The organism is Tessaracoccus massiliensis (assembly GCF_000826065.2).
Lineage (GTDB): Bacteria > Actinomycetota > Actinomycetes > Propionibacteriales > Propionibacteriaceae > Arachnia > Arachnia massiliensis_A.
In genome coordinates this window covers 235,429-259,457 of sequence record NZ_LN623542.1, presented here as the reverse complement: position 1 = coordinate 259,457, position 24,029 = coordinate 235,429, and the positions used below count along the sequence as shown (strand labels likewise).

The window sequence follows — 24,029 nt, the reverse complement described above, 5'->3', positions numbered from 1 at the left end:
CCGGTGCTCCCACGAGGCGTGGTCTAACGAGCGCCAGCAGCGTCATCGCACCGGCGCCGGCGCCGGCGGCCAAGAGACCCCTCCTCGAGACCTTGGAAGTGCGCACCCGTTTCGCCGCCCCGCTCAGGTGAGAGCCGAAGCTCGCGTCAACGTGCTGGTGCGTTGGATTCCGCGGAACAGCATGCCGCGGAAGATCAGTTCCTCAAGGAAACTGACAGCGACCATGACAACGATGATCAGCGCCACCGTGGTGAAGTCGAGGTCGTCCCTGAAACCCTTCGTGAACTGCATCAGCGCGATCAGCAGGAGCGGGATGTATAGCAGCGTCGCGTTGAAATCGCGCCTGCGCAGGGGGCGGACGCCGTAGTACGTCAGCCAACCGTGTTTGCGGAGGCGGACCACGAGCCACACCGCGAGCAGGACCAGCACCGCGCTGGTTCCAGAGTTGGGAACGCCGACAAACGTTGAAAGCCAGTCGCCGATGTTGACCGTAATCACGTAGATCGCTACCCACGCGACCGCGTGCCAAATGGGACGTTTCTCTTGCAGCCTGTTCATGGCAGCCACTTCCTTAGGGGAGGAGACGACCAAGGTGGAATCACCTGCCCTGCCACTGGTACTACGCCGCGTAGGAAAAGGGTGTGGCCTTCAGGGTGGGCGATGTGGGAATGGCTTGTATCGCGTAGCGTTACGCGATACTGTTGTCTTGTGATCGTCAGTTTCAGGCACAAGGGTCTGGAGCGGCTGTATCGGGATGGTTCGAAGAAGGGTGTTCAAGCGGCTCACGTCCCCAAACTGCTGCGCATCTTGTCGCTGCTTGACGTGGCACAGACCCCGGACGACCTCGCGATCCCGTCGTTTCGGACCCACCCCCTCAAAGGGGACCTGGCCGGGCACTGGTCGGTCTGGGTGAACGGCAATTGGCGGATCACGTTCCGCTTCACTGAGAGCGGCGTCGAACTCGTCGACTATCAGGATTACCACTGACCAGGAGGTGGACAACATGGTGATGAAGACTCCGGTACATCCCGGCGAGATCCTGCGTGAAGACGTGCTGGGCAACCTGGGGCTGAGTGTCGGGGAGGCTGCGTCCCGGCTCGGGATCTCCCGGGTGACGTTGAGCCGAGTCCTGCACGGCCATGCCCGGGTGAGCCCCAACCTTGCTGTTCGACTGGAGGGGGCGGGCGTTGGTACCGCCCGTGCTTGGCTGGCACTGCAGTCGGCTCATGACCTCGCGGCGGAGCGTGCCGCCGGGCTGCCCTCCGTCCGCAAGCTCGACCCCGTCGCCTGACAACATCCGGATCTGCCGCACCTGGTGCTTCAGGGGACTGCTTGCGTAGCGCTGGGGCGCGACATCCCCGCTGGGCCGACAAAGGCGCAGAGCTTCGTCTGGCCGTTTCCTGCTAGGTGACCGCGGCCCGGCCACCGCCAACCCAGGGCCTGGGCCGGGGTGGGGGCGGTTCATGAGGCGGTCGGCGAGGCGAGTTCTTGTCGTGCGGGCCTACCAACGTGAAGGTGCGTAGTCCTTCAGGAAGACGCCGAACAGGTCGTCGCCGGCCTGCCCGCGGACGATCGGGTCGTAGACCCGGGCGGCTCCGTCGACCAGATCCAAGGGCGCATGGAACCCCTCTTCGGCGAGCCGAACTTTCGTGGGGTGCGGTCGCTCGTCGGTGATCCAGCCGGTGTCGACGCTGGTCATCAGGATGCCGTCGGACTCGAACATTTCCCGCGCGCTCGTCCGGGTCAGCATGTTGACAGCCGCCTTCGCCATGTTGGTGTGCGGATGGCCGGGACCCTTGTAGCCGCGCCCGAAGACCCCCTCCATCGCTGACACGTTGACCACGTACGCCCGGGCCGGACCCCTCGCCACGCTTCTGGCCGCCTCGGCCAGGCGCGGCCGCAGGCGGCTGTCGAAGTCGCCGTCCTACAGCCCGTCTATCGGGGACCTGGCACCGACACCGACATGACCGAAGTTGTTCTGATGTTCCGCAAGATCGTCTACATCATGGTCTGGGACGGCGACGACTGGCGCGCAGAAGACTGGGGTCCTTCTGACGAAGCGGATTCGTGCATGACCACAGTCAGCAACCAGGGGTACGCCCACCTGGTGACTCTCGCTGGAGAAGGATGGGCGGTTCCCGCTGATGCAACGCAAGACCCGATCCCCGGGGCGGTGCTCACGAAATGAACCGTCGGTGCTCGCTACTCCTCCTGCCTCTCCTAGCCCTTGGAGCGTTCCTCTTCACGGGTGTGGCTGCCTGGAGCGCGATCCTGGCGCATGCCCGACGGCTTCCACCGCTACGAGGAAGAGGTCCTCGGCGAACTGCTCGAGGACCTTGAGCGCGAACCTGACGCCGCCACATGAGCCTCTTGTCGCGGGAAAGCGTTACATGTAACATGGATCCATGAGCGTCAGCGACAGGGTGGGTCAGTACCGCGAGCGAATGCGGGCTCGCGGGTATCGTGCGGTGCAGGTGTGGGTGCCGGACGTGCGGTCGGAGCAATTCGCTCGTGAAGCCCGTCGCCAGGCCGCCCTAGTGGCGGACTCTGACCGCAGATACGACGAGCAGGACTTCATCGAGGCCGTTTCTGTCGACTGGGACGAGGAGTGAAACGCGGCGAACTATGGACGGTGGCGGGCGGTGTCTACGCCTCGAAACCGCGGCCGGCGATCATCGTTCAGGATGATGTCTTCGATCAAACGGACTCGGTGACCGTCGTGCCCCTGACGACGAGGCTCATCGACGCTCCACTGTTGCGATTGCGAATCCCCGCAGGTGGCGCGGGTGGGTTGTCCCAGGTCAGCGACGTGATGGTCGACAGGCTGACAACGGTGAGGCGGAGTAATGTGCAGGTGCGCGTCGGCAGGCTCTCCAGCCAGCAGATGGTCGACTTGGAGCGACTCCTCATGACCTTCCTCGGGATGGCCCGCTGACAGATGGCGTCAGCGGGCTCTCGATCAGGCCGAGCTCCGTCAGGCTCTGGGCCAAGCGCGGCCCCGCCACGGCGATCTCGCCGTCGTGCTCGGCCTTCAACCGGCGCACCGCCTCCGCCAGATCGCCGGTCACCAATGAGGCGTGGGGCCCAACCTCCTTCAGGCTGCGCGAGACGACCCACTTCGGCTGCCGGCGGTGGGCGACGGCGAACTCCCGCTCGGCGTCGTCCCACTCGGCCCGGTCCTCGTCCCAGTAGCGCATCAACTCGTAGACGCGCCGCCCGTAGAGCGAGCCCGTCTGCGTCCGCGCCTACTCGATGAAGCGCCGGAACAGCGTGGGGCCGGGCGCGACCTTGTCGTGATCGACGTACCCATCAAGGCTCTGGTTCATGCTGAAGACGAGCGTGGCCATGGCCACTCCTCTCCCCGGCGCCGGACACCGCTCAACGGTCGGGCGCGATTCAACCGAGACCCTTTCGAGGCTACCCGCCCGAACGCTGAGCCGTTCAGAAGGTGCCCAGCTTGCGAAGAGGTGGAAGGATAGGGGAGTGACTGCAATCTGGGCCCATCGCGGCGCGTCGGCATACGCTCCGGAGAACACGCTGCCTGCGTTCGAGCTCGCCCTCACCATGGGTGCCGACGGCCTGGAACTCGACGTCCAGCGCACCGCAGACGGGCAGCTGGTCGTGATCCACGACGAAACCATCAACCGCACCTCCAACGGCTTCGGCAAGGTGGCTGACCAGACGCTGGAGGAGTTGCGGGGCGCGGACTTCTCACACGGCTTCCCCGGCCGTCGCAACACGAAGATTCCGCTGCTGCGCGATGTGCTCGACTTGGTGAAGGGCACCAACGCCACGGTCAACGTGGAGCTCAAGAACTCCGTCGAGCTGTACCCCGGGATCGAGGACGAAGCGTTGGCGTTGGTCAAGGATGCCGGCGTGCTCGACCAGACGGTCTTCTCCTCCTTCAACCACATCTGCCTGGCGAACCTGCGCGGCAAGGTGGCCCCTGAGCGCATCGCGCTGCTGATCTCCGACGGCATCTATGAGCCGTGGCAGTACGCGCACTGGTTCGGCGCTGGCGCCATCCACCCCCACTACCTGGCGCTGCGGCAGCCGGATTACGTCTGGCTGTGCCACGAGCGTGGCATCAAGGTCAACGCCTGGACGGTCAACGACGATGAGCAGGCGCTCTGGCTCAAAGACATGGGCGTCGACGCGATCATCACGAACTTCCCGGACAGGGTGGGCGAGACCGTCCGCCGCGGCTACCTCTGAGCCTTCCCCGATAGGCTGGGGAGCATGAGCAACCCCTTCCGCCCGGAGCTGTGGACCGCCGTCGAGGGCTTCGAATTCACCGACATCACCTACCACCGCGCCAAGGACGTGCCCGCCGTGCGGATCGCGTTCGACCGGCCGGAGGTGCGCAACGCCTTCCGCCCCCACACCGTCGACGAGCTGTACCAGGCGCTCGAACACGCCCGCACGTCCTCGGACGTGGGCTGCGTCCTGCTGACCGGCAACGGCCCGTCGGAGAAGGACGGAGGTTGGGCGTTCTGCTCCGGCGGTGACCAGCGGATCCGAGGCCGCGCCGGCTACCAGTACGCCGAGGGGGAGACGGCGGAATCCGTCGACGCCGCGAAGCTGGGCCGCCTCCACATCCTCGAATGCCAGCGACTCATCCGTTTCATGCCGAAGGTAGTCATCGCGCTGGTCAACGGCTGGGCCGCCGGCGGCGGGCACTCGCTGCACGTGGTCTCAGACCTCACGCTCGCGTCGCGCGAACATGCCAAGTTCAAGCAGACTGACGCCGACGTCGGCTCGTTCGACGCCGGTTACGGCTCCGCCTACCTCGCCCGCCAGGTGGGGCAGAAGTTCGCCCGCGAGATCTTCTTCCTCGGCGACGTGCACGACGCCGAGGACGCCCACCGCATGGGCATGGTCAACCGCGTGGTCCCGCACGCCGAGCTCGAGGACGTCGGCCTGGAATGGGCCGCGAAGATCTGCGGGAAGTCCCCGACGGCGCAGCGCATGTTGAAGTACGCCTTCAACGCCATCGACGACGGCCTCGTGGGCCAGCAGATCTTCGCGGGCGAGACCACCCGCCTGGCCTACATGACTGACGAAGCCGTCGAGGGCCGAGACTCGTTCCTGGAGAAGCGCAAGCCGGACTGGTCGAAGTTCCCGTACTACTACTGACCTTGTGGAACCGCCTTCGGAGGTCTCCCACCGCCAGTAGAGTGACGCCATACAGGTCAGCCTCCAAGGGAAGGGGCGGCGGTGATGGTCGTCGAAGCCCGGTCAGTCGAGCAACTCAGAGCCGCGGTCGCGGCGGGCCACCGGCCTGATGTCCTGTTCTTCTGGGGCCACCGGCCGGACATGCAGGGGCAGGTGGACCGCTGTTGCCTCAGCGAGAACTACGTCGCTCCCTTCGAGGCCGACGGCGAGCGCTTCCCCACGGTGGAGCACTACATCGCCTGGCGCAAGGCCACCCTCTTCGGCGATGGTCACGCGGCCGAACGGATCCTCCAGGCCGAGGCGCCGAACAAGGCCAAGGCGATCGGCCGCTCCGTCAAGCCCTTCCACGACGACCAGTGGCAGCCCAGGCGCCTCGAGATCGCGGTGGCGGGCAACGTCGCCAAGTTCGCCGCGCACCCCGCCCTGGCCGAGTACCTGCTGCAGACCGGCACCAGGGTGTTGGCCGAGGCATCGCCCATCGACCGGGTCTGGGGCATCGGCCTGGCCGCGGACCACGCGCATGCCAAGGCCCCGGAACGCTGGCCGGGCCTCAACATCATGGGATTCGCGTTGATGGAGGCCCGTGCCCGGTTGGCTAGCTGAGGTGTGAGACCACCTCCCAGGTGGGATCGTTGGCCGCCTCCGCGGGCATCCCCTCGTCTCTGGCCAGATCCAGCAGGCGCTGCGCCGCGTCAGAAGCCGGGTTGACGTAGCAGTACCACGTGCGCACGTCTCCCAGTGTCTCGATGGCGGTGAGCTCCCCGTCGGCTCCGATGGCCGCCTGGATGCGCTCCTCCAGGGCCTCCGCATACGGCGACAGCGACGGGTCCTCCAGGGGCAGTCTGATGGTGACCACCTTCTCCAGCAGCGGCTCCCGCGCGATGCTCACCGGCACCCGGACGCGGGCGTGCACGTCCATGCCGTCGTAGCGGGTGCCCTCCACCGTGGCCCAGGGCGTGACATCCGGCAGTTCGACGAAGCGGGCGCGCACATCGTCGACGTAGCTCTGCAGCCACTCGAGACCGGCGGCCTCCACCGGGGGCTCGTCGATGACCTCCACCTCGCCCACCCAGCACTCGGTGACCTCTTCGCCCAGCGCCGCGTCGAGCATGGCAGCGGCCAGGGAGCGTTGCGCCTCCGTCTCGAAGCCCTCGAACCCCGGATGCCAGAGGCCGACATCCACCTTGCGCGCGAGGTCCCTCAGCCCCACCCGCGCGTCCGCGAGGTTCAGCACCGCGCCGTCGACGTCGAACTGCGCCGCGGCCAGATCCGGCGCGCGGAGCACGAAGTTGGAGTAGTTCCAGTGCTCATCCGGCGGCGGCGCCGCATCGCGGACCCGGCGGGCCAGCGGCATCAGCCACTGCTGCCCGTGCGCGGAGATCGTGAGGGTGCTCCGGCTGCGGCCGTCGGCGCTGTCGATGCGGTACCCGAGGCGCTCGTCGATCTGCTGCACCTGCTCCGCCAGGAGTGGCGCGTAGGCCTGCATGGCCGCCTGGTCCTCGCCGTCGTCGAGCAGTTGCGCCAGCCGCGGGGCGTGCTGCCGCCACCACTGCCAGAACTCCGAGATCCGCTGCGCCTCATCCATGCCCAGACTCTACGTCCAGGCACGGACAGGTGGCGTGGATGCTGACCAGCTCAGCCTGCGTAGCTGTAGATCAGCACCGAGTACGGGGCGATCGTCAGGGTGCCGCTGGCGCCGAAGCCGTCGATGCCCTCGCCGTCGGCGTGGAGATCTGCCGAGGGATGGTCGCCGAAGTCATCGGAGTACAGCGTGGCGTCCGAGTTGAGCTTCAGCTCCCACCGGCCGCCCGACGGCAGGCCGATGCGGTAGTTGTCACGTGCCTGGCCGGAGAAGTTGGCCACCACCACGACGTCGTCGCCCACGCCGTGGTTGTACCAGCGCTGGAAGGCCACCACCTTGGCGTCGTTGTTGCGGTGGAACACGTTGACGCCCTGGCCCTGTAGGCCCTGCGATTCGCCGAACATGTTGCGGCGCAGCGTGATCAGGTCCGCGTAGAGCTGCACGATGCCGTGGTGTTCCTTGTTGAGGCGCCAGTCCAGCGGCACGTCGTCGCGGAACCAGTCGCCCTGCAGGAACTCCTGGCCCTGGAAGAGCATCGGGATGCCGGGGGCGGTCATCACCAGCGCCGCGCCCAGCGTGGAGCGCTTCTGCGCGAACCAGCCCTGCTGGTCGCCCGGCTCCACCTCGGCGACCACGCGGGCCTTGCCATTGGCCACCTCATCGTGCGATTCGGTGTAGACGACGCGGCGGAAGCCATCGCCGTCGTAGTTGTAGGTGATGGCGTCCGCGATGGCGTCGATGTTGCGGTGCGCGTCGTCGTACTCCTGCAGCGCCTTGCGCACGGGGTGGACGAAGTTGGGGTCCCACTGCGAGTGGTAGCCGGCCCCGTTGTCGTCGAAGCCGGTCACCAGCGGGTTGGAGTGCATGTCCTCGGCGATCAGGAGGGCGCCGGGGAACTCCGCGCGGATGTCGCGGTTGATCCAGGACTGCAGCGTCCAGCCGTCGATGATGTCGAAGCCGGTGGCGTCGACCGAACGCATGTAGGGCGTCATGTCGTAGCGCAGGCCGTCTACGCGGAACTCGCGCAGCCACATGAGGGCGTTGTCGTGGATGAAGCGACGCACCTCGCCGCGTCCGTAGTCCGGGCGGGTGTCGCCCCACGGGGTGGAGGAGCGGTGGTCGTTGTAGAAGTAGATGCCACCCTTGCCGTTGTCGGACCAGCCGTCGAACTGCCACAGATCGAGATCCGAGGGCCCGAAGTGGTTGTAGACCACGTCCTGGATGACGCCTAGGCCCATGCGGTGGGCCTGCTTGACGAACTCGCGGTACGCGGTGGGGCCGCCGTAGGCAGATTCGACGGCGAAGATGTGGGCGGGGTTGTAGCCCCAGGACAGGTCGCCGGCGAACTCGGCCACCGGCATGAGCTGGATGACGTTGCAGCCCAGGTCGACGACGTGCTTGAGCCTCTCGGCCATCATGGCGAAGTCGCCCGCGCCGTCCTCGGCGAAGAAGGAGCCGACGTGGGCCTCGTAGATCACGATCTCGTTCTGCGCGGGGAGGTGGAACTCGTCGTCCTCCCAGTCGAACGCCCAGGGGTCGACGATGACGGAGTTGCCGACAGAGTTGGTGACCTCGCGGGCGTAGGGGTCGTTGCGGTCGAGTTCCAGTTCCCCGTTGGTGAGGTGGAACTTGTACTGCTGGCCGGGCTTGGCGCCATCGACGAACCCGTACCAGTAGCCTTCGTCGTTCTCGCGCGTCATGGGGTGGGCCTGCTGGTCCCAGTCGTTGAATTCCCCGTAGACGCTGACCTTGTCGGCGTTGGGCGCCCACACCCGGAAACCGACGCCGCCCTCGGCGACGATCGCGCCCATGCCATCCAGAACCTGTTCGCTCACAATGCCCACCTTTCGCTAGTCAACTGCACCAGAGTAGGGCCCGGACGGGGTATGTGCACATTCAAGTAACCGGCGCTGGCGGCCTCAGAGGAGGACGACCAGCAGCACCCACGTCGACATGACGATCTCGACGATCCCGATCTGCAGGGGTTTGCGACGCTCGCGGGGCAGCCACCACGCGCGCACGACCAACGCCGCGGCCCATACGATCCATCCCCAGGTGAGCCATCCGGCGACGACGGCGGCGATGACCGCGACGGCGAGCGCGGCGTGGTAGATCAGCGACCGTGGCGCCGATCTGGGGTTGTTCCGCTCCCGGATGAGGGCCTTGACGTGGAACACGGTGCCGATGAAGTAGGCGGTGATGGCCACCATGACCGCGGTCTCATTGGCCCGGATGAACCCCGCGCCGGCCGTGCTGCGCAGCACGGGCATCAGCCCGCAGGACGCAAAGATGGTCAGCACGCCGGAGAGCACGGATCTTTCCCGCTTGGTGCCCGCCAGGTAGAGCGCGGTGCCCAGCAGGACGGCGTAGACCGGCGCCCACCAGAGGATCTCCCAGCTGCGGAAAAACAGCGTCGTCAGCCCTGCGACCCCCGCGATGGCGGCGTAGGTGCCGAACGCCGGATAGTAGGCCGGCCGGCGCTTGGGTGGAGATTTGAGGATGAACACCAGCGCGTCGAACGCGAAGTAACCGATGAGCCAGGTCACGCCGAGGGCGAGGTCGCCCCAGTCGAGCGGGCGGTACGGCAGCACGAGGAGCAGCCCCACGAGGAAGGGGACAATGATCATCGCCCAGGCGCCATGCTGATTCGGCAACCAGCCCTTCGTCGCGCCCTTCTTCGCCATGGGCCCAACTTATCCCAAGGCCGTTGGGCTAATTCCGCGGGGTGGCGGCCTACTCGGCGAGGCCGTAGAGGCGGTCACCGGCGTCGCCGAGGCCGGGGACGATGTAGCCGGCGTCGTTGAGCCTCTCGTCGAGCGCGGCGACGACGACGCGGCACGGCACGTGCAGGTCGGCCAGCAGTTCCTGGAGTTTCTTGACGCCCTCGGGGGCGGCGGTGAGGCAGATGGCGTTGATGTCGTCGGCACCGCGGTCCACCAGGTACTGGATGGCGCCGCCGAGCGAGCCGCCGGTGGCGAGCATCGGGTCGAGCACGTAGCACTGGCGGCCGGAGAGATCCTTCGGGAGGCGCTCGGCGTAGGTGGTGGGCTGCAGCGTCTCCTCGTCGCGGATCATGCCCAGGAAGCCGACCTCGGCGGTGGGCACGAGCCGCAGCATGCCGTCGAGCATCCCGAGCCCGGCGCGGATGATCGGCACGACGAGCGGCGCGGGGTTGGCGAGCTTCACCCCTGTCGTCGGGGCGACAGGGGTTTCGATCTCGATGTCACGCACCCGCACGCCACGGGTGGCCTCGTAGGCCAGCAGCGTCATGAGTTCCTCCACCAGCAGGCGGAAGACCGGCTGCGGGGTGTTCTTGTCGCGCAGGACGGTGAGCTTGTGATGGACGAGCGGGTGATCGACGACGTGAAGTTCCACGAGCCAACTTTCCCACATCCGAGCAGCTTCGCGTAGCGGTTGCGCAGGTGCCCCTGTCTGAATGCCTCGAAGCGTGCAAGGATGGATGCGGCACTGGGCTGCGTCGGAGAGGAGTGAGCTGTGGACGTGTTCGATGAGGATGCGGAGCCGTTCGACTTGAAGGACGAGGTCAACGAATCCGACGATGACCTCGACGACTACGACGACGACCTGGAGGACGCTTCGGAGGACGACGTGGACCTGGTGGTCGCGCTGTACCGCGAGGACGGCGTCGCCACTGCGGTGCCCATGGATTTCGACCTCGCCAACGACCTCGATGAGTTGATCCGCCAGTTGAGCCGCCTCCCCGGCGACTCCGGCGCCGACGGCTGGGTCTCCGTGGCCGGCGAGTTCTTCGTGCTGTGCCGCGTGCGCGGCCGCACCGTGGAGGTGCTGCTGTCCGACGCGACCTCCGCCAACGACTGGCCCCTCGCCCGCGACGTGGTGTTCTACCTGGGCGAGGACATCCCTGATGAGGACGAGGACTCGTTCCCCATCGGAGACTTGGAGATGTACGCGGCGATGGGCCTGCACGGCTTCGAGATGGAGGCCATCGCCACTGATTACGACGAGGACTCCGACGTGCTGCTCAGCACCATTGCGAAGAAGCTCAAGGTGGGGCCAGAGTTCGACCGCGCCGCCGAGTCCTTCGACGACTGACCGGGGTGGGCACCCGCTGGCATGAGCCGATGCGCCGCGCGTTGACCGAGGCATCGGCGGCGGAGGCGCACGGTGACGTGCCGATCGGCGCCGTGCTGCTCGGCCCCTCCGGCGAACTCCTCGCCGCGGCGGGCAACGAGCGCGAACTGACCGGTGACCCGACGGCGCACGCCGAGGTGGTCGCGATCCGGCGCGCGGCTGAGGCGCTGGGGGAGTGGCGGCTGAGCGGCTGCACCCTGGTGGTCACCCTTGAACCCTGCACCATGTGCGCCGGCGCCATCGTGGGGGCCCGCATCGATCGCCTGGTGTTCGGAGCGTTCGACGAGAAGGCGGGCGCCGTGGCCTCGCTGTGGGACGTGGTGCGCGACCCCCGGCTCAACCACCGCCCCAGCGTGACCTCCGGTGTGCTCGAGGACGAATGCGGCGCCGTACTGGAGCGGTTCTTCGCCGTCAGGCGCTGACGGCACGCGGCGTGGAGTACATCTCTGCCTCAGCGGGCCGGCGGTGTGGATTATCCACACCGACCCCCTGAATCGGTAGAGATAATGATGCGCCGACGGGTATGCCCCTCAGTCCAGGATCGAGATCCCGCCGCGCAGGTCCGGCTGCGCCTTGCGGAACAACACCGCGACGATGAGCGCGAGCGTCGCAGTGCCCGCGGCGACGTACATGGCCCCCGAGGCGCCCACGGCGTCGATGGCGATGCCGCCCGCCGCCGCGCAGATCGACGTGCCGAGCAGTTGCCCGGTGCCGATCCAGCCGTAGGCCTCGGCCGTGTCCGAGAAGGACACGCTGCCGGCGATCACCGCGGAGACGGCGGCCAGGGCGGGGGCGATGCCGATGCCGGCGATGAACAGCGCAACCGACAGCCCCCAGAAGCCGCTCAGCAGCCCGGCCAGCGTCAGGCCCACCACCATGATGAGGGTGCGGATGGCCAGCGACCAGCGGGAGATGGGACGGTTGCCGGTGGCCAGGCCGCCGATCAGTGAGCCCACCGAGGCGATCCCCAGCACGACGCCGGCCCGGATCGAGCCCTCGTCGAAGGACGCCACCACGCCTGCCTCGACGGCGGCGAAGGCGCCGAGGAACAGCGCCGAGGTGACCATCATCAGGACGACCGACGGGTTCTGCAGCACGCGGCCGAGTTTGCGGGTGGCCGGCGGGATCTTCAGGGACCGGACGGCGGGCGCGAGGATGAACATGAGGCCGCCCAGCACCTGGATGCCGACGACCACCAGCAGCGCCGTCGTGGTGCCGAAGGCCGCCACCAGCATGGTGATGGCCACGGGCCCGATGACCCAGATGATCTCCTGCAGGGCGGCGTCGAAGCTGAACAGCGAGGTCAGCATGTGCTGCGGCGTGATGCGGGGGTAGAGGGTGCGCACGGCGGGGATGACCGGCGGCATCGCCGCCCCGCCCAGCACGCCGAGGACGATCAGCCAGGGCAACGGTAGCGTGGGGAAGACGGCCAGCAGGATGAAGGCCGTCACGGAGATCACGAGGGTGATCGACAGCACCGGCAGGGTGCCGAACCTGCTCAGCAGCCGTGAGATCGGTGGCCCGGCGATGGCCATGCCGGCAGAGAAGGCCGCGAGCACCAGGCCGGCGGCGGTGTAGGTGCCCTGCTGGCGCTCCACGTGCATGAGGATGCCCAGCGTGTACATGCCAGCCGGGAACCGGGCCGCGAGCTGGGCCACCAAGATGAGCGCCAACCCTGGGACACGAAGCAGAGCCGAAATTTCACGCACCGGCACACTCTACGCCTCAGTTCCGGCGCCCCACCAAACCGTCGACGCAGGCAGGGAGCAGGTCAAGCGCCGTTCGCCAATTGGTCATCATCGAGCGAACTGACTAGAATAGTCCGCGGTGATGTGACTGAGTGGCCGAAAGTGCTCGCCTCGAAAGCGAGAGTAGGGAAACCTACCGGGGGTTCAAATCCCTCCATCACCGCCAGAGAACCCCCGGGAAACCGGGGGTTCTTCTCATTGGGGGCTCAGGGCTCAGGGCTCAGGGCTGGGCGTCGGGGTTGGCGACTCGTCGGTGGCCTGCGGCGGGCGGCAGACGCTGCCGCCGGATGCCAATTGCCAGAAGATCTCGCCTTCGGGGGCGTAACCTTGGAATCCGGTGCCGACCAGCACGTCGACGGTGCCGTCAATCCGCTCGTCGTACTCGAACTCCACGCCGATGAAGTGCGAGCCCACCATGCGCATCGACTGGTTCTGGTCACGGTTGCCGCGGACGATGGTGTCCTTGATCTGCTCCTCGGAATCATCCACCCGGGCCACGGCGAAGCCTGCGTCGGTCAGGTAGGTGCCGATCCGGCGGGCCAGGCCCGTGGTGAAGCCGCCGTTGTACACGTTGACCGTGACCAGCGACGGGATGACCACATCGGTCTCCTCGGTCACGCACGGGGTGGGCGGCGTGGTGGGGATGGGGGCGGTCAACTCACGCCAGCCCCACATGAAGCCCCAACCGAGAAAGCCGAGCAGCCCCAGCAGAATCACCGGGGTTGCGATCAGGCGGAAGATACGCACGAGTTTCTAGCTCTTTCGTCGGGGGACCTGAGGGGAGACTACTTCAACTCAAGGACTCGTGCGTGCATTGTCTGCCGCTGTTGCAGCGCCGCGCGCAGGGCGCGGTGCAGGCCGTCCTCGAGGTAGAGCTCGCCGCGGTAGGACACGACGTGGGCGAAAAGGTCACCGTAGAACGTGGAATCCTCTTCGAGCAGGGCCTCCAGATCCAAGGTGCGCTTAGTGGTCACCAGCTCGTCTAGACGCACCTGGTGAGGCGCGATGCCGATCCACTGCTTCTGCGTGAAGCCGTGGTCCGGGTAGGGGCGGGAATCGCCGACTCGCTTGAAGATCACCCACCCAGCCTACCCAACGGCGGCGGTCCCGGGGTCATCGCCCCGCGTCGTGTCGCAGCTCGCTGGGGGAATGGGCCCCTCAACAGCGCGTCTATGGGAAAATGACGCGCGTGAGCAGCCACAGTGAACAGATCAAGGCCGGTTACACCTTCGACGTCCCCGCAGCGACGCTCGGCGTCCTCGTCGACGGCGAACCCAACCCGGAGGTGCCCATCCGCATCCCGTTGTCGATGTTCAACCGGCACGGACTCGTGGCAGGTGCCACCGGCACGGGTAAGACGGTGACGCTGCAGGTGATGGCGGAGGCGTTGAGCTCGGCGGGGGTGCCGGTGTTCGCGGCCGACATCAAGGGCGACCTCAGCGGCATGGCCACCCCCGGCCCCGGCGGGGAGAAGCTGCTCGCCCGCACCGAGCGCCAAGGGCAGCCCTGGGAGGCACGCTCCTACCCGTGCGAGTTCTACGCCCTGGGCGGCGTGGGCGTCGGTATCCCGGTGCGCGCCACCGTGTCGTCGTTCGGCCCCATCCTGCTCAGCAAGGTGCTGGGCCTCAACCAGGTGCAGGAATCCTCGCTCGGCCTGATCTTCCACTACGCCGACACCAAGGGCCTCCTGCTCCTCGACCTGAAGGACCTCACTGAGCTCATCAAGTACCTCATCTCCGACGAGGGCAAGGCCGAACTCAAGGGCATCGGCGGCATCTCGACGGCGACCGCCGGCGTCATCCTCCGCAACCTCGTGACCCTCTCGGGGCAGGGCGCGGACGTGTTCTTCGGCGAGCCGGAGTTCGACCCCGCGGACCTGATGCGCGTCGCGCCCGACGGCCGTGGCGTCGTCTCCCTCCTCGAACTGCCCCAGTTGGCCAACCGCCCTGCGCTCTTCTCCACGTTCCTGATGTGGCTGCTGGCCGATCTGTTCACCGACCTGCCTGAGGTGGGCGACCTCGACAAGCCCAAGCTCGTCTTCTTCTTCGACGAGGCGCACCTGCTGTTCAACGGCGCCTCCAAGGCGTTCCTCGACGCGATCACCCAGACGGTGCGGCTCATCCGCTCGAAGGGCGTGGGCGTGTTCTTCGTCACGCAGACCCCGAAGGACGTGCCCGACGACGTGCTCGCCCAGCTCGGTTCGCGCGTCCAGCACCAGTTGCGGGCGCACACCCCCAACGATGCGAAGGCGCTGAAGGCCACCGTCTCGACCTATCCCACCTCGGAGTACGACCTCGAGGAGGTACTCCAGCAGCTCGCCACCGGGCAGGCCGTGGTCACCGTGATGAGCGACAAGGGCGCGCCCACCCCCGTGGCCTGGACGCAGATCTGGGCCCCCACCTCGACGATGGGGCCCACGCCGGAGGAGCAGCTGAAGGCCACCGTCGCAGCGTCGCCGCTGCAGGCGAAGTACGGCGAGGCGATCGACCGGGAATCGGCCTACGAGTTGCTCGCCAAGCACCTCGAGGAGGGCGCGCGGAAGGCCGAGGAGGAGAGGCTTGAGGCCGAGCGTGCTGAGGAGGCCAAGCGCATCGAGAAGGAACTGGCTCAGCTGGAGAAGGAGCAGGCGAAGGCGGAGCGCGAGCGCCTCGCCGAGATGCGCAGGCTGGAGAAGGAGCGCCGGCTCGCCGAGGCGGAGCGTCGTCGCTACGAGAAGGAGAATCCGACGCTGATCCAGCAGGTGACGAAGTCGAAGGTGTTCAAGGACGTGATGCGCACCGCCAGCCGCGAGATCGTGCGCTCCATCTTCGGCACCGGTCGCCGCAGGTGACCGGACCCTGAGCGTCGCGCCCAGCGCGCTGACGCCGTCAATCCCCGTGGCCAAGCCCGGAGGCACGCGCGAGGCCCCTTCGTCGTCCGCTGGCTCGCAAGCTCGCCGGCGGACGCTCAGGGAGCAGGGGGGCGGACGCTAGCAGCTCAGTCGACCTTGTAGGTGCGCACCGTCGGGTCATCCCTGACCTCGTCGGACAGCGCCTGCAGCTGTTCGGCCAGCGCAGCGGCGCCCAGGTCGCCGCCCAGGAACTGGCCCCACAGCCTGTTGTAGTTGTCGCCGAGCCCGTAGTGCGACACGAAGCGCCAGCTGTACACGTCCTCCCCGGCGTCGGCCAGGAGGCGCGTCTGGGCCGCCAGCGGCGTTGACTGCAGATCCGACGGCGTCGTCGTACGCACCACGGTGGGCATCATGTTGCTCGCCGCGAACTCCTCCGCCACGTCGCGCGACAACATCACCCGCAGCAGTTCCAGGCCACCGGCGGGGTTGGCCGCGTTCTCCGGCACGATGAACTGCTCGATGGGCTGGGCGTGGATGGCGGTCACCGGCAGCGTGGGGGCCGCGGTCAGCGCGGGGACGGGCGAGACCGTCATCTCGAAGCCCTCCGCCGTCCGGGCATCCATCTCCGTGGCGATCCACGAGCCGGACGGGTAGAACAGTGCCTTCTGATCCCGCGACCACTCCGCCTGCGCCTCGAGGTACGGGCCCCCGTAGCGCACGAAACCCTCGTCGACGCAGGTGGCCATCGCGGCCAGCACGCCGGCGACGGCGGGGTGCTGCCAGCCGTCGGGCTCCAGGTTGTCGAGGGCCCGGCGCACATCGTGGCCGCCCTCCTTGATGGCCGACGCGATCGCGAGCTCGGCGTAGTAGCTCGCCGCCTCGTCGCCCCAGACGAACAGGGCCAGTCCCAGGTCCTGCGCCTCCTCGCCCAGCAGGAGGAGCTCGTCCCAGGCCACGGGGATGGCCCAGCCGTTGGCCGCGAAATGGCTGGCCGAATGCCACAGACCGTAGGTGCTCAACGCGTAGTTCAGCGCCACGTGCCGGCCGTTGAACGTGCCCGCCTGCACCACCCCGCCGTAGAGCGTCTCCGCGATGGGGACGCCCTCGAGGTTGGGGGTGGCCATGAGCTCGTCGAGGGTGAGCAGGTCGTCGGTCAGGTCGGCGATGGCGAGTTGGTGGACGCCCGAGTTGTCGATGAGGTCAGGCGGGGTCTCTCCCGGCTCGAAGCGGGGGCCGACATCGGCGGTGATGTTGCTGCTGGGCAGCACCTGGATGCGCAACCCGTCGTGGTTGTTGCGCGCGACCCTGGCGGCCTCCCGCACATAGCCGATGCCGAACGCGCCGTCGAAGACCACAGCCTGCACGCTGCTGGGCACCACGAGCCCCAGCGGATGCGTCGCGGTGGGGGCGGGTGCCGGCGTGGTGGGCGTCGACGTGGGTGTGACGATCCCCGTCGGCGGTGGCGGCGCAGGCTCCGGCTCGGGGGTGCAGGCTGACAACGGCGCGACGGCGGCAGCAGCGAGGAAGTGCCGCCTAGCGATGTTGGTCACGTGGGTACGATCAGCGGCCGGTGCCGGCGTAGACGGTGGCCTCGTCGGTGGCGTCCAGTTCGAAGGCGCTGTGGGCGGCGCGCACGGCGTTGTCCACGTCGTCGGCGCCCACGATCACCGAGATGCGGATCTCCGAGGTGGAGATCATCTGCAGGTTCACACCGGCCTGGGCCAGCGCGTCGAAGAAGGTGGCAGAGACGCCCGGGTGGGAGCGCATGCCCACGCCCACGACGGAGACCTTGCCGATCTGGTCGTCGTAGAGCACCTCCTCGTAGCCCACCTCACCCTTGATGGCTTCGAGGGCGGCGATGGCCTTGGCGCCGTCGCTCATGGGGAGGGTGAACGAGATGTCCGTGGCCGCATCGGACAGGCGTGAGATGTTCTGCACGATCATGTCGATGTTGATCTCGGCCTCGGCGATGGCCTTGAAGATGCGGGCGGCCTCGCCGACGCGGTCTGGCACGTTGACGACAGTGATCTTGGCTTCGGTGCGGTCGTGGGCGACACCGGTGATGATGGCTTCTTCCATGGCTCCGTCTTTCGTGATCTCGTCCTGGCTCTTGACCCAGGTGCCGGGCTTGTCGGTGAACGAGGAACGCACGTGCACCGGCACGCCCTCGCGGCGCGCGTACTCGACGCAGCGCAGGTGGAGGATCTTGGCGCCGCAGGCGGCCATCTCCATCATGTCCTCGTAGCCGATCTGCTCGATGTGCCGCGCGGATTTCACGATCCGCGGATCGGCTGTGTAGACGCCGTCGACGTCGGAGTAGATTTCGCAATAGTCCGCACCCAGTGCGGAGGCCAGCGCGACGGCGGTGGTGTCGGAGGCGCCGCGGCCCAGCGTCGTGACGTCCTTGGTGGTCTGCGCCACGCCCTGGAAGCCCGCGACGATGACCACACTGCCGTCCTCGAGGGACTTGGCGACGCGCCCGGGGGTGATGTCGATGATCCGCGCGTTGCCGTGCGTGGGGGTGGTGAGGATGCCGGCCTGCGAGCCCGTGTAGGAGACCGCCTCGATGCCGAGATCCGACAGGGCCATCGCCAGCAGCGCGGCGGACTGCCGCTCGCCGGTGGTCAGCAGCATGTCGAGCTCACGCGACTTCGGGCTGGGGGAGACCTGCAGCGCGAGGTCCATCAACTCGTCGGTGGTGTCGCCCATGGCGGAGATCACGATGATGACGTCGTGCCCCTCACCGCGGGTGCGTGCGATGCGACGGGCGACCCGCTTGATGGACTCCGCGTCCTGTACCGAGCTACCGCCGAACTTCTGAACGATGCGACCCATGTATGTCTACCTCCTGGGGACCGTCTCACAGGATAGTTCGCCGCGCCCGTTCCCGTGGGACGCGTCCGCGGGCGGCGGGCCGACATCGAACTCCCCATCCGCCCCACATCCAGATCCGGAGGTGCAGACCACTCCGAAGCTGGATTCGAAGCCTCGAGGGGGCGACGCTCAGGGGTCGGGCGGTTGGTAACCTCGAAGGGTGACTGCGCATCTGGTCCTCACCGCCGAAGAACAACGCGTCCTGGGCTGCCTCCTGGAGAAGGAGATCACCGTCCCGGCGAGCTATCCGCTCACGCTCAACGCGCTGCGCACCGCCTGCAACCAGACCAGCAGCCGCGAGCCCGTCGTCGACTACGACGAGCGCCAGGTGCAGGACGCCGTGCGCTCGCTGAAGGACCGGGGCCTGGCGCGCGTCACGTGGATGGACTACGGCAAGCGCACGCTCAAGTACGCGCAGAGCGTGGTGGAGGTGCTGGACCTCGCCGACGACGAGCGCGCCCTGCTCACCGTGCTACTGCTCCGCGGGCCCCAGGCCCCGGGCGAGTTGAAGACCCGCACCGACAGGCTGCACAGGTTCGCCGACCGCGATGCGGTGGAGGCGACACTGCAGCGCATGGCCGAACGCGACGAGCCCCTCGCGCGGCAACTCGCCCGCCGCCCCGGCCAGCAGGACCACCGTTGGCTGCATCTCCTGGGCGACATCCCGGCCGACGCCGGGCCCGAGGCCGCCGCCGACCGCGAGCAGATCCTCGCCGAAGGGGTCGACGCCCGCGACCAGGCGCTCGTGGCCGCCTACGACGCACTCGCCGACCTCGACCCGGAGCCGCGCAGCACCACGCCGTTCGAGGAGTGGTTCATCGCGCACGTGGCCGAGCTCGCCGGCCCGCACCAGACCGCCGACGTGGGCTGCGGCCTCGGCGACACCACTCTGGCCCTGGCCGAAGCGGCCGCGCTGCCGACGGGCTTCGACCTGTCCCCGCGCATGATCGAGCAGGCGAAGGAGCGCAACCGCGACGTCGACTTCCAGGTGGCGGACTTCCGTCGCCTCCTGCGCCCCGCCACCGACGCAGGCTGGGGCGCGATCCTCGCCTGGTTCTCGCTGATCCACCTCGCGCCCAGTGAGCTGCCCACCGTGCTGCGGCACCTGGCGCAGACGCTGCTGCCCGACGGCGTGCTGGCGCTGTCGGTGCACGTCGGCAACGCCGTCGAACCGGTCACGTGGTGGCAGGGTGAGCAGGTGGAGGTGCCGTTGGTGCTGCACGATGCGGCCGACGTCCGGCGGGCGGTCGTCGCGGCCGGCCTGGTACCTGAGAGCTTCCTCGTCAGCGATGACAGCGTTGCAGATCGGCTCTACGTCATCGGGCGCCGGGAACGCTAGGCCAAACCCGCGCCCGGGCTGTTGCGGGGGACTACCCTGAGGGCATGAACACGGTTCGCTGGGGAATTGTCGGCACGGGGGCCATCGCGCACGGGGTGGCGGGGGACTTCCAGTTCGTGCCCGGCGCCGAGTTGGCGGCGGTGGCGTCGCGAACGCACGCCAAGGCGCAGGAGTTCGCCCAGCAGCATGGGGTGGCCAAGGCCTTCGGCTCCTATGCGGAGATGCTCGAGTCCGACGATGTCGACGTGGTCTACATCGCCACCCCGCACCCGCACCACCGCGACGTGGCGCTCAAGGCGATCGAGCACGGCAAGGCCGTGCTGGTGGAGAAGGCGTTCACCGCCACCTTCGCGGGGGCCAAGCAACTCGTCGAGACCGCGCGGGAGAAGAACGTGTTTCTCATGGAGGCCATGTGGACGCGGTTCCTTCCCGTTGTCGCGGCGGCCCGTGAGGTGGTGGCCTGGGGCCGGATCGGCGACGTCGTGGCCGTGCAGGGAGACCTCTACGCGTACCGCGAGTTCCAGCCCGAGCACCGGCTCTTCGCCAAGGAACTGGGCGGCGGCGCAATCCTCGACCTCGGCGTCTACGTCGTCAACTTCGCCCAGGCGTTCCTCGGCAACGTGAAGTCAGCCGATTGCATGACGCGGCTGTACCCTACAGGGGTCGACTGCGCCGCCACCATCAGCCTTGCCCACGCCGCCGGAGGGCTGTCGTCGCTGGCGTGCGGGTTCGACGGGCACGGCCCGGGCCGCATGTCGATCATGGGCACCAAGGGCTGGATCGAGGTGGATCCCCGCTTCCACCACCCGTCGATGATCACCATTCACCGCAACGGGGTGCTGCCGCGCATCATCGAGGCGGCGCCCACCGGACGGGGCTACAGCCACCAGTTCGCCGAGGTGACGCAGCGGGTGCGGGAGGGGCAGACGGAGTCGCCCACCATGCCTTTGGCCGACACCCTCGAGGTGATGCGTGTGCTGGAATCGTGCCTGCTGCAGGCCGGGATCTACCACCAGGAGGCCGAACTCGGCCTCACCTGACGCTGGTTGGTTGAGCCGCGAACGTGTCGAAACCCGGTGAGTTTGCAGGCGGGTTGCCTGTAAACTCACCGGGTTTTGACACGCTGCGCCGCTCGTACCTCGCGGGCAGCGGCTCAACCAGCGTTCCGCGTGAGGCTCAGCCAGCCTTGGGGAGGACGTCGGGGTTGGCGTCGATCCACTCCTGGATCGCCTCGGCCTCCTGGCCCTCCTCATACTTGTTCACGACGGTGTCCTCGAGCGAACCGTACTGCTGGTCGTCGAGCTTGACGTCGGCGATCCACTCGGCGATGTCCGGGTACTCCTCAGCGAAGCCCTTGCGCGCCAGGAAGTGCAGCGACTCCGTCTCGCCCAGGGCACCCTGCGGGTCCTCGAGGTCGCGGACGGGGTACTCGGCGTTGGCCCAGAACGGACGCCACAGCGTGACGACGATCTCCTCCTCGGCGGCGATCTTGGTCTGCAGCTCGGCCAGCATGGCGGCGGTCGAGCTGGTCACCAGCTCGAAGTTCTCCAGGCCGTAGCCGGGGATCACGTCGTCCTGCGACACGCGGGTCAGGCCGGCGCCGGGCTCGATGCCGACGATGCGGTTGCCCAGTTCGTCGGCGTGGTCCTTGATGTCCTCGATCGACTTCATCTTCGAGTACTCGGGCACGGCCCACGTGAGCACCGTGCCGTCGTAGTAGGCGCCCAGCGAATCGATCTGGTCCTCGTACTCGTCCATGTAGGCGGAGTGCGTGACCTCGGGCCATGCGGAGGGGTAGATGTCGACGTCACCCTGTGCCAGCGCGACGTAGAGCGGGCCCGGATCGGAGAGCTCCTCCGTCGAGACGGTGTAGCCCATGTCCTCGAGCTGACCCTTGAGGAGGTTGCCCATGGAGCGGCCGTCGGTCCACGACGGGATGAAGCCGAGGGTGATGTGCTTGTCCTGACCGCTGTCACCGCCGTTACCGTCGGTGCCCTCTCCGGTATCAGCGCCACAGGCGGCCAGTCCCAGGAGGGCGGTGCTGAGCGCAGCGATTCCAAACTTACGGATTGATGACTTCACAGTTTCCTTTCGATGTGGGATCACGCAGCGAGTTCTGCGGATTCCCGTGTCTTGGCCTTCTTCTCGCGAGCGGCCTTCCACTTCGCGAGCAGGGAGGAGGAGAATTTTTCGGGGGTGCCCAGAGCGGCGGTGAGCCGGTCGAGGAAGATCGCGATGAACACCAGCGACAGGCCGGCCTCCGCGCCGCGGGCGATGCTGACGGTACCCAGCGCGGTCACAACCTCCTTGCCGAGGCCGTCGGAGCCCACGATGCCCGCGATGACGGCCATGGACAGCGCCAGCATGATGACCTGGTTGATGCCGGCCATGATCGACGGGATCGCCAGGGGGAGCTGCACCCCGCGCAGTATCTCCCAGTCCGTGGCGCCGAAGGAGTGGGCCGCCTCGACGGTCTCCTTGTCCACGCTACGGATGCCCAGCTCGGTGAGCCGCACCGCGGGCGGCAGCGAGAAGATCACGGTGGAGAACAGGCCCGGCACCACGCCGATGCTGAAGAAGATGATGGCGGGCACCAGGTACACCATCGCGGGCAGCGACTGCATGAGGTCGAGCACCGGCTTGACGATGGCGCTGACCGTGTCGTTGCGGGCGGCCCAGATGCCCAGCGGCACCGCGATGATGATCGCGGTGAGGGTGGCGATCAGCACCAGGGACAGCGTCTGCATGGACTGCGTCCATTGGTTCATGCTCAGGATCAGCAGGAATGCGGCGACCACGCCGATCGCGAGCCGCCACGAGCGCACCAGCCAGGCGAGCACCGCGAAGATGAGGATCATCACCAGCGGAGGCGGGGCCAGCAGCGCGGTGGTGACCACGTCGTTGAGCCAGGTGCCTGCAGCCTTGAAGAAGTCCAGCAGGAAGCGCAGGTTGACGCTGATCCAGTCAACCGCGTCGGAGACCCAGCTGCCTACCGGGATGCGGGGAATCCAGTCGTTCATGCGCGTGCTCCTGCCTGCTGTTCGACGGCCTGCTCTTCGATGGCGACCTGTTCCTCAACTGCGGCCGCTTCCGCGCGGAGTTCCTCGCCGGGGACGAGGTCGTCCCCGGGGACGGGGGTGGCTGCGGCAAGCAGCGTCACGCGCGGCACCACGCCGGCGACGCGCCCGGACTCGTCGACCACCACCAGCGGCGACAGGTGCTGGGCGGACAGTTCGAACAACTCGTTGATGGGGGTGCCAGCCTCCACCACCGGCAGTTCGTGCACCTTGGAGAAGGGGAGCTCGGTGGCGCCGTCGCGCACGGCGGCCGCCACGTCGTCGGCCCACACCATGCCGGCGGGGCGGCGGTCTCGGCCGACGACGAGGAGCCAGTTGGGCTGGTGCTCGCGCAGAATCTTGTGCGCCATGCGGGGGCCCTGATCCGCGCCCAGCACAGCGTATGGCTTCTCCGCGATGTTGCCAGCGGTGAGCACGCGGGTGCGGTCCACGTCGGCCACGAAGCGGGCCACGTAGTTGCTCGCCGGGTCGTTGAGGATCTCCTCAGCGGTGCCGATCTGCTCGATGCGGCCGTCGCGCATCATGGCGATCCGGTCTCCCAGACGCATGGCCTCGTTGAGGTCGTGGGTGATGAAGAGGATGGTCTTGTCGAGTTTCTGCTGCAGCTCGATGAGCTGGTCTTGCATGTCGCGGCGGATCAGCGGGTCGAGCGCGGAGAACGCCTCGTCCATCAGCATGATGTCGGTGCCGGCGGCCAGCGCACGGGCCAGGCCGACGCGCTGCTGCATGCCGCCGGAAAGCTCATCGGGGCGGTAGCCACCCCAGCCGCCGAGGCCCACCATCTCGAGCGCCTCGTTGGCCTTGGCCTCGCGGTCGGTGCGGTTGAGGCCCTTGATCTTGAGGCCGTAGGCGGCGTTCTCGCCGACGGTGCGGTGGGGGAGGAGCGCGAAGTGCTGGAAGACCATGGAGACGTTCTCCCGGCGCACCTGGCGCAGGCCGGCCTTGCCGAGGCCGGACAGGGGCTTGTCGTGGATGTACATCTCACCGTGGGTCAGCGGCAGCAGGCCGTTGACCATGCGGATGAGGGTGGACTTGCCGGAGCCCGAAAGGCCCATCACGACGAAGATCTCGCCCGGCTCCACCTCGAAGCTCGCGTCGATGACGGCGGCGGTGAGACCGCGCTCCTGAAGCTCGGTCCGGTCGGCGCCGTGCTGCAACAGACGGATGCCTGTTTCGGGTCGGCGGCCGAAGATCTTGTAGACACTAGAGGCTCTGATTGCGCTCAAGTCGCTCCTCGGGCAGGGGGTATTTGGGCCCATCTACCGTCTCGGAGTTCGTTGAGCGAGTCAAA

The 24,029-nt window shown here is 67.7% G+C and carries 28 protein-coding genes and 1 tRNA gene; 14 read left to right on the top strand and 15 right to left on the bottom strand.

Annotation, left to right across the window (positions count from 1 at the left end; all coding sequences use genetic code 11):
- Positions 1 to 123: 123 nt before the first annotated feature.
- The gene (locus BN1186_RS08260) at positions 124 to 558 is read right to left on the bottom strand and encodes a CPBP family glutamic-type intramembrane protease (RefSeq protein ID WP_040283595.1); all 435 of its coding nucleotides are present in this window, start codon (positions 556 to 558) and stop codon (positions 124 to 126) included.
- 150 nt (positions 559 to 708) lie between these two features.
- Here BN1186_RS08260 and BN1186_RS08255 point away from each other — a divergent pair, with 150 nt between their 5' ends.
- The gene (locus BN1186_RS08255; RefSeq protein WP_040283594.1) at positions 709 to 987 is read left to right on the top strand and encodes a type II toxin-antitoxin system RelE/ParE family toxin; all 279 of its coding nucleotides are present in this window, start codon (positions 709 to 711) and stop codon (positions 985 to 987) included.
- Between the two features lie 22 nt (positions 988 to 1,009).
- Complete coding sequence (locus tag BN1186_RS08250) at positions 1,010 to 1,291, top strand: HigA family addiction module antitoxin (protein ID WP_198928310.1); 282 nt, start codon at positions 1,010 to 1,012, stop codon at positions 1,289 to 1,291.
- A 210-nt stretch (positions 1,292 to 1,501) separates the two neighbouring features.
- Here the strand turns inward: BN1186_RS08250 and BN1186_RS08245 are convergent, their stop codons facing one another.
- A complete protein-coding gene (locus BN1186_RS08245) occupies positions 1,502 to 1,870 on the bottom strand; it encodes a Rossmann-fold NAD(P)-binding domain-containing protein (RefSeq protein WP_246043276.1) in 369 nt (122 codons plus the stop codon).
- A gap of 93 nt (positions 1,871 to 1,963) precedes the next feature.
- On the opposite strand from BN1186_RS08245, the gene BN1186_RS08240 reads away from it, so the two are divergent.
- The 3 genes from BN1186_RS08240 (at position 1,964) to BN1186_RS08230 (ending at position 2,935) form a co-directional block, all read left to right on the top strand.
- A complete protein-coding gene (locus tag BN1186_RS08240) occupies positions 1,964 to 2,188 on the top strand; it encodes a hypothetical protein (protein ID WP_040283592.1) in 225 nt (74 codons plus the stop codon).
- A gap of 217 nt (positions 2,189 to 2,405) precedes the next feature.
- The gene (locus BN1186_RS08235) at positions 2,406 to 2,612 is read left to right on the top strand and encodes an antitoxin MazE family protein (protein ID WP_040283591.1); all 207 of its coding nucleotides are present in this window, start codon (positions 2,406 to 2,408) and stop codon (positions 2,610 to 2,612) included.
- Positions 2,609 to 2,935, top strand: a complete 327-nt coding sequence (locus BN1186_RS08230; protein ID WP_040283590.1) for a type II toxin-antitoxin system PemK/MazF family toxin — start codon at positions 2,609 to 2,611, stop codon at positions 2,933 to 2,935. Before BN1186_RS08235 ends, BN1186_RS08230 begins: the two co-directional genes overlap by 4 nt.
- Here the strand turns inward: BN1186_RS08230 and BN1186_RS08225 are convergent.
- Positions 2,907 to 3,197 (bottom strand): dihydrofolate reductase family protein, encoded by a 291-nt coding sequence (locus tag BN1186_RS08225; RefSeq protein WP_052459951.1) that lies wholly within the window; start codon positions 3,195 to 3,197, stop codon positions 2,907 to 2,909. The genes BN1186_RS08230 and BN1186_RS08225 overlap by 29 nt on opposite strands.
- A 286-nt stretch (positions 3,198 to 3,483) precedes the next feature.
- Here BN1186_RS08225 and BN1186_RS08220 point away from each other — a divergent pair, with 286 nt between their 5' ends.
- The 3 genes from BN1186_RS08220 (at position 3,484) to BN1186_RS08210 (ending at position 5,778) form a co-directional block, all read left to right on the top strand.
- Positions 3,484 to 4,215, top strand: coding sequence for a glycerophosphodiester phosphodiesterase (locus BN1186_RS08220; protein ID WP_040283589.1), 732 nt, complete (start codon positions 3,484 to 3,486; stop codon positions 4,213 to 4,215).
- Positions 4,216 to 4,239: 24 nt separating this feature from the next.
- Positions 4,240 to 5,136 carry a 1,4-dihydroxy-2-naphthoyl-CoA synthase gene (locus BN1186_RS08215; protein ID WP_040283588.1) on the top strand — a complete coding sequence of 299 codons (897 nt, stop codon included), beginning with the start codon at positions 4,240 to 4,242 and terminating at the stop codon, positions 5,134 to 5,136.
- Between the two features lie 84 nt (positions 5,137 to 5,220).
- The gene (locus tag BN1186_RS08210; RefSeq protein ID WP_040283587.1) at positions 5,221 to 5,778 is read left to right on the top strand and encodes a riboflavin biosynthesis intermediates N-glycosidase; all 558 of its coding nucleotides are present in this window, start codon (positions 5,221 to 5,223) and stop codon (positions 5,776 to 5,778) included.
- Here BN1186_RS08210 and BN1186_RS08205 read toward each other — a convergent pair.
- The 4 genes from BN1186_RS08205 to upp all read right to left on the bottom strand — a co-directional run bounded on the left by BN1186_RS08205 (position 5,771) and on the right by upp (position 10,132).
- The gene (locus BN1186_RS08205) at positions 5,771 to 6,760 is read right to left on the bottom strand and encodes a hypothetical protein (RefSeq protein ID WP_040283586.1); all 990 of its coding nucleotides are present in this window, start codon (positions 6,758 to 6,760) and stop codon (positions 5,771 to 5,773) included. The two genes, BN1186_RS08210 and BN1186_RS08205, sit on opposite strands and share 8 nt — an antisense overlap.
- A 50-nt stretch (positions 6,761 to 6,810) precedes the next feature.
- The gene (locus tag BN1186_RS08200; RefSeq protein ID WP_246043275.1) at positions 6,811 to 8,592 is read right to left on the bottom strand and encodes an alpha-amylase family glycosyl hydrolase; all 1,782 of its coding nucleotides are present in this window, start codon (positions 8,590 to 8,592) and stop codon (positions 6,811 to 6,813) included.
- A gap of 84 nt (positions 8,593 to 8,676) precedes the next feature.
- The gene (locus BN1186_RS08195; protein ID WP_040283584.1) at positions 8,677 to 9,441 is read right to left on the bottom strand and encodes a YwiC-like family protein; all 765 of its coding nucleotides are present in this window, start codon (positions 9,439 to 9,441) and stop codon (positions 8,677 to 8,679) included.
- Between the two features lie 49 nt (positions 9,442 to 9,490).
- Positions 9,491 to 10,132 carry a uracil phosphoribosyltransferase gene (upp, locus tag BN1186_RS08190; protein WP_040283583.1) on the bottom strand — a complete coding sequence of 214 codons (642 nt, stop codon included), beginning with the start codon at positions 10,130 to 10,132 and terminating at the stop codon, positions 9,491 to 9,493.
- 120 nt (positions 10,133 to 10,252) lie between these two features.
- Between upp and BN1186_RS08185 the strand changes: the two genes are divergently transcribed.
- The gene (locus BN1186_RS08185) at positions 10,253 to 10,831 is read left to right on the top strand and encodes a tRNA adenosine deaminase-associated protein (protein WP_040283582.1); all 579 of its coding nucleotides are present in this window, start codon (positions 10,253 to 10,255) and stop codon (positions 10,829 to 10,831) included.
- A gap of 29 nt (positions 10,832 to 10,860) precedes the next feature.
- Positions 10,861 to 11,292, top strand: coding sequence for a tRNA adenosine(34) deaminase TadA (gene tadA, locus BN1186_RS08180; RefSeq protein ID WP_040283581.1), 432 nt, complete (start codon positions 10,861 to 10,863; stop codon positions 11,290 to 11,292).
- A gap of 108 nt (positions 11,293 to 11,400) precedes the next feature.
- Here the strand turns inward: tadA and BN1186_RS08175 are convergent, their stop codons facing one another.
- Positions 11,401 to 12,543: an MFS transporter gene (locus tag BN1186_RS08175; RefSeq protein WP_139650967.1), complete on the bottom strand. Its 1,143-nt coding sequence runs from the start codon at positions 12,541 to 12,543 to the stop codon at positions 11,401 to 11,403.
- Positions 12,544 to 12,696: 153 nt separating this feature from the next.
- Between BN1186_RS08175 and BN1186_RS08170 the strand changes: the two genes are divergently transcribed.
- Positions 12,697 to 12,784, top strand: a tRNA-Ser gene (locus BN1186_RS08170).
- Between the two features lie 47 nt (positions 12,785 to 12,831).
- On the opposite strand, the gene BN1186_RS08165 is transcribed toward BN1186_RS08170, so the two are convergent.
- On the bottom strand, positions 12,832 to 13,365 hold the full coding sequence (locus BN1186_RS08165) for a LytR C-terminal domain-containing protein (protein ID WP_040283579.1): 534 nt from the start codon (positions 13,363 to 13,365) through the stop codon (positions 12,832 to 12,834).
- A gap of 38 nt (positions 13,366 to 13,403) precedes the next feature.
- Entirely contained in the window at positions 13,404 to 13,697 is a 294-nt protein-coding gene (locus BN1186_RS08160; RefSeq protein ID WP_040283578.1) for a type II toxin-antitoxin system VapB family antitoxin, read from the bottom strand.
- A gap of 101 nt (positions 13,698 to 13,798) precedes the next feature.
- Here BN1186_RS08160 and BN1186_RS08155 point away from each other — a divergent pair, with 101 nt between their 5' ends.
- Positions 13,799 to 15,448, top strand: coding sequence for a helicase HerA-like domain-containing protein (locus BN1186_RS08155; protein ID WP_040283577.1), 1,650 nt, complete (start codon positions 13,799 to 13,801; stop codon positions 15,446 to 15,448).
- Positions 15,449 to 15,594: 146 nt separating this feature from the next.
- On the opposite strand, the gene ngcE is transcribed toward BN1186_RS08155, so the two are convergent.
- Positions 15,595 to 16,998, bottom strand: coding sequence for an N-acetylglucosamine/diacetylchitobiose ABC transporter substrate-binding protein (gene ngcE / locus BN1186_RS08150; protein ID WP_040283576.1), 1,404 nt, complete (start codon positions 16,996 to 16,998; stop codon positions 15,595 to 15,597).
- A gap of 10 nt (positions 16,999 to 17,008) precedes the next feature.
- Entirely contained in the window at positions 17,009 to 18,283 is a 1,275-nt protein-coding gene (locus tag BN1186_RS08145) for an aspartate kinase (protein WP_040283575.1), read from the bottom strand.
- A 199-nt stretch (positions 18,284 to 18,482) separates the two neighbouring features.
- Between BN1186_RS08145 and BN1186_RS08140 the strand changes: the two genes are divergently transcribed.
- Positions 18,483 to 19,661 (top strand): DUF480 domain-containing protein, encoded by a 1,179-nt coding sequence (locus tag BN1186_RS08140; protein WP_218975436.1) that lies wholly within the window; start codon positions 18,483 to 18,485, stop codon positions 19,659 to 19,661.
- Positions 19,662 to 19,705: 44 nt separating this feature from the next.
- Positions 19,706 to 20,701, top strand: coding sequence for a Gfo/Idh/MocA family protein (locus BN1186_RS08135; protein WP_040283574.1), 996 nt, complete (start codon positions 19,706 to 19,708; stop codon positions 20,699 to 20,701).
- 136 nt (positions 20,702 to 20,837) lie between these two features.
- Here BN1186_RS08135 and BN1186_RS08130 read toward each other — a convergent pair whose 3' ends face one another.
- From BN1186_RS08130 to BN1186_RS08120, 3 genes are read right to left on the bottom strand one after another with little or no spacing between them, the layout of a single operon-like run.
- A complete protein-coding gene (locus BN1186_RS08130; protein WP_218975435.1) occupies positions 20,838 to 21,743 on the bottom strand; it encodes a glycine betaine ABC transporter substrate-binding protein in 906 nt (301 codons plus the stop codon).
- Positions 21,744 to 21,763: 20 nt separating this feature from the next.
- Positions 21,764 to 22,681, bottom strand: a complete 918-nt coding sequence (locus BN1186_RS08125) for an ABC transporter permease (protein WP_040283573.1) — start codon at positions 22,679 to 22,681, stop codon at positions 21,764 to 21,766.
- A complete protein-coding gene (locus BN1186_RS08120; RefSeq protein WP_040283572.1) occupies positions 22,678 to 23,964 on the bottom strand; it encodes a quaternary amine ABC transporter ATP-binding protein in 1,287 nt (428 codons plus the stop codon). The genes BN1186_RS08125 and BN1186_RS08120 overlap by 4 nt, the downstream gene beginning before the upstream one ends.
- Between the last annotated feature and the right edge of the window lie 65 nt (positions 23,965 to 24,029).

Coding starts and splice junctions, on each gene's coding strand:
- BN1186_RS08210 (WP_040283587.1), top strand. CDS start 5,221: ATGGTCGTCGAAGCCCGGTCAGTCGAGCAACTCAGAGCCGCGGTCGCG.
- BN1186_RS08205 (WP_040283586.1), bottom strand. CDS start 6,760: ATGGATGAGGCGCAGCGGATCTCGGAGTTCTGGCAGTGGTGGCGGCAG.
- BN1186_RS08235 (WP_040283591.1), top strand. CDS start 2,406: ATGAGCGTCAGCGACAGGGTGGGTCAGTACCGCGAGCGAATGCGGGCT.
- tadA (WP_040283581.1), top strand. CDS start 10,861: ATGCGCCGCGCGTTGACCGAGGCATCGGCGGCGGAGGCGCACGGTGAC.
- BN1186_RS08250 (WP_198928310.1), top strand. CDS start 1,010: ATGAAGACTCCGGTACATCCCGGCGAGATCCTGCGTGAAGACGTGCTG.
- BN1186_RS08225 (WP_052459951.1), bottom strand. CDS start 3,197: ATGCGCTACTGGGACGAGGACCGGGCCGAGTGGGACGACGCCGAGCGG.
- BN1186_RS08135 (WP_040283574.1), top strand. CDS start 19,706: ATGAACACGGTTCGCTGGGGAATTGTCGGCACGGGGGCCATCGCGCAC.
- BN1186_RS08155 (WP_040283577.1), top strand. CDS start 13,799: ATGACGCGCGTGAGCAGCCACAGTGAACAGATCAAGGCCGGTTACACC.
- BN1186_RS08125 (WP_040283573.1), bottom strand. CDS start 22,681: ATGAACGACTGGATTCCCCGCATCCCGGTAGGCAGCTGGGTCTCCGAC.
- BN1186_RS08240 (WP_040283592.1), top strand. CDS start 1,964: ATGACCGAAGTTGTTCTGATGTTCCGCAAGATCGTCTACATCATGGTC.
- BN1186_RS08215 (WP_040283588.1), top strand. CDS start 4,240: ATGAGCAACCCCTTCCGCCCGGAGCTGTGGACCGCCGTCGAGGGCTTC.
- BN1186_RS08195 (WP_040283584.1), bottom strand. CDS start 9,441: ATGGCGAAGAAGGGCGCGACGAAGGGCTGGTTGCCGAATCAGCATGGC.
- BN1186_RS08260 (WP_040283595.1), bottom strand. CDS start 558: ATGAACAGGCTGCAAGAGAAACGTCCCATTTGGCACGCGGTCGCGTGG.
- BN1186_RS08145 (WP_040283575.1), bottom strand. CDS start 18,283: ATGGGTCGCATCGTTCAGAAGTTCGGCGGTAGCTCGGTACAGGACGCG.